This window comes from Mycobacterium sp., assembly GCF_019243155.1.
Taxonomy (GTDB): domain Bacteria; phylum Actinomycetota; class Actinomycetes; order Mycobacteriales; family Mycobacteriaceae; genus Mycobacterium.
In genome coordinates this window covers 1-2282 of sequence record NZ_JAFAUS010000153.1, presented here as the reverse complement: position 1 = coordinate 2282, position 2282 = coordinate 1, and the positions used below count along the sequence as shown (strand labels likewise).

Sequence of the window (2282 nt, the reverse complement as noted above, 5' to 3'; positions counted from 1 at the left end):
CACTGAAGACATGCCCGAACTGCCCGAGGTGGAAGCGCTCGCCGACCACCTGCGTCGCCACGCCGTCGGATCGACCGTCGGCCGCATCGATGTGTCGGCGTTCTCGGTGCTCAAGACCTTCGACCCGCCGATCACCGCGTTGTCCGGGCAGACGGTCACCGGCGCGAACCGGTGGGGCAAATATCTGGGCATGCGGTTCGCAGAACTGAATTTGATCGCGCACCTCTCGCGGGCCGGCTGGCTGCGTTGGTCGGACAAACTGGCGGCCGCGCCGCTTCGGCCCGGCAAGGGCCCGATCGCGCTGCGGGTGCACCTGGGCACGCCAGGTGAGGCGCCCGGCTTCGATCTCACCGAGGCCGGCACCCAGAAGCGGCTGGCGGTGTGGCTCGTCGACGATCCGCAGAAGGTCCCCGGTATCGCCGCGCTGGGCCCCGACGCGTTGCAACTGTCCGCTGGAGACCTCGCAAGGTTGCTGGCCGGAAACACCGGCCGGATCAAGGGCGTGATCACCGACCAGAAGGTCATCGCCGGCATCGGCAACGCCTACAGCGACGAGATCCTGCATGTCGCCAAGATCTCGCCGTTTGCAACCGCGGCGAAACTGACCGCCGAACAGCTGAATACCCTGCACGACGCGATGATGTCCGTTTTGACGGATGCGGTGAGCCGGTCGGTCGGTCAGGGCGCCGCCATGCTCAAAGGCGAGAAACGGTCCGGACTACGGGTGCACGCCCGCACCGGCCTGCCCTGCCCGGTCTGCGGCGACACGGTGCGGGAAGTTTCCTTCGCGGACAAGTCCTTTCAGTACTGCCCGACGTGCCAGACCGGTGGCAAGGTGCTGGCCGACCGGCGGATGTCGCGGCTGCTCAAATAGACGCTTACCTGGCTCGCTATGCTGCCCGGGTGACTCGTCAGAAGATCCTCATCACCGGCGCGAGCTCCGGCCTGGGCGCCGGGATGGCGCGCGCTTTCGCCGCCAAAGGCCGCGACCTGGCGCTGTGCGCCCGCCGCACCGATCGGCTCGACGAGCTGAAAGCCGAACTGTCGCAGCAATATCCGGATATCAACATCGCGGTGGCCGCGCTGGACGTCAACGACCACGAGCAGGTGCCGAAGGTTTTCGCCGAGCTCAGCGATGAGCTCGGTGGCATCGACCGCGTCGTCGTCAACGCCGGCATCGGCAAGGGTGCCAAGCTCGGCTCGGGCAAGCTGTGGGCCAATAAAGCGACCATCGAGACCAACCTGGTCTCCGCGCTGGTTCAGGCCGAGACCGCTCTGGAGATGTTCACCAAGAGCGGTTCGGGCCACCTGGTGCTGATTTCCTCGGTGCTCGGCAACAAGGGCGTGCCCGGCGTCAAGGCCGCCTACGCCGCAAGCAAAGCCGGGCTGACCTCACTGGGAGAATCGCTGCGTGCCGAATACCGCGGCGGCCCCATCACCGTGTCGACGATCGAGCCGGGCTATATCGAATCGGAGATGACGGCCAAGTCGGCGAGCACAATGTTGATGGTGGACAACGAAACTGGCGTCAAGGCGCTCGTCGCCGCGATCGAGCGCGAGCCCGGACGCGCCGTGGTGCCGTGGTGGCCATGGGGTCCGCTGGTGCAGATATTGCGGGTGCTGCCGCCGCCGCTGACCAAGATCTTCGCCTGAGCCGGCTGCGCGGCAATCAGTGTGACGCGGGAGTGTAATGTGCTGCGTCGCTGGTGAATTCGGGTTTACCGTAGGTCGCTAGCCGCAGCTTGAGAAGCCCGATGACGTACGCGTCGGTGATGTCGCGCAGCATGCGGATGCGGCTGCCTGACTGACGGCGTTGTAACGCCCGATGATGAAGGGCGCGGTCAGGGCGATGCGGATGAGATCGGGGGGGTCGAGTGAGACGCCCATGGCCCTGGCGCTATCGCGGGTGCTCGCGTTCGACGGCGTCCTGGCGGCCGTCGATGCCCACCCGGCAACGTGGCGGCTGTTCCTGTTTCCGCCGCAGGGCGCGCCACCGCGGTTGTATGCCCGTCTGGAGCAGTCTCAGGCCGTCGTAATCGAGTTCTTCGTCAACGAACTGCTGCGGCGGGATCCCTCGCTGCACGAGCCCGAATACACCGCCCGGCTAACTGGTGCGCCCCCGCTGGGTCCGGTAGCGGCGAACCAGCGCGTCGGTCGAGCTGTCCGACTGCGGCGCAGGCGAGTCGTCGGCCGTGATCACCGGAAGCAGCGCCTTGGCCTGAGTCTTGCCCAGCTCGACACCCCACTGGTCAAAAGAGTCGATGCCCCAGATGACACCTTCG

The 2282-nt window shown here is 66.5% G+C and carries 3 protein-coding genes and 2 pseudogenes; 3 read left to right on the top strand and 2 right to left on the bottom strand.

Annotation, left to right across the window (positions count from 1 at the left end; all coding sequences use genetic code 11):
• Positions 1–10: 10 nt before the first annotated feature.
• The 3 genes and pseudogenes from JOZ00_RS07635 to JOZ00_RS07625 form a co-directional block, all read left to right on the top strand.
• Positions 11–205: pseudogene (locus JOZ00_RS07635) on the top strand (DNA-formamidopyrimidine glycosylase family protein); the annotation flags it as partial.
• Between the two features lie 210 nt (positions 206–415).
• Complete coding sequence (locus JOZ00_RS07630; protein ID WP_293341959.1) at positions 416–874, top strand: zinc finger domain-containing protein; 459 nt, start codon at positions 416–418, stop codon at positions 872–874.
• Between the two features lie 29 nt (positions 875–903).
• Entirely contained in the window at positions 904–1653 is a 750-nt protein-coding gene (locus tag JOZ00_RS07625; RefSeq protein WP_293341956.1) for an SDR family oxidoreductase, read from the top strand.
• 244 nt (positions 1654–1897) lie between these two features.
• Here the strand turns inward: JOZ00_RS07625 and JOZ00_RS07620 are convergent, their stop codons facing one another.
• Both JOZ00_RS07620 and JOZ00_RS07615 read right to left on the bottom strand, forming a co-directional pair.
• Positions 1898–2083 (bottom strand): hypothetical protein, encoded by a 186-nt coding sequence (locus JOZ00_RS07620; RefSeq protein ID WP_293341954.1) that lies wholly within the window; start codon positions 2081–2083, stop codon positions 1898–1900.
• Positions 2084–2104: 21 nt separating this feature from the next.
• Positions 2105–2282, bottom strand: a pseudogene (locus tag JOZ00_RS07615) (glucose-6-phosphate isomerase); the annotation flags it as partial.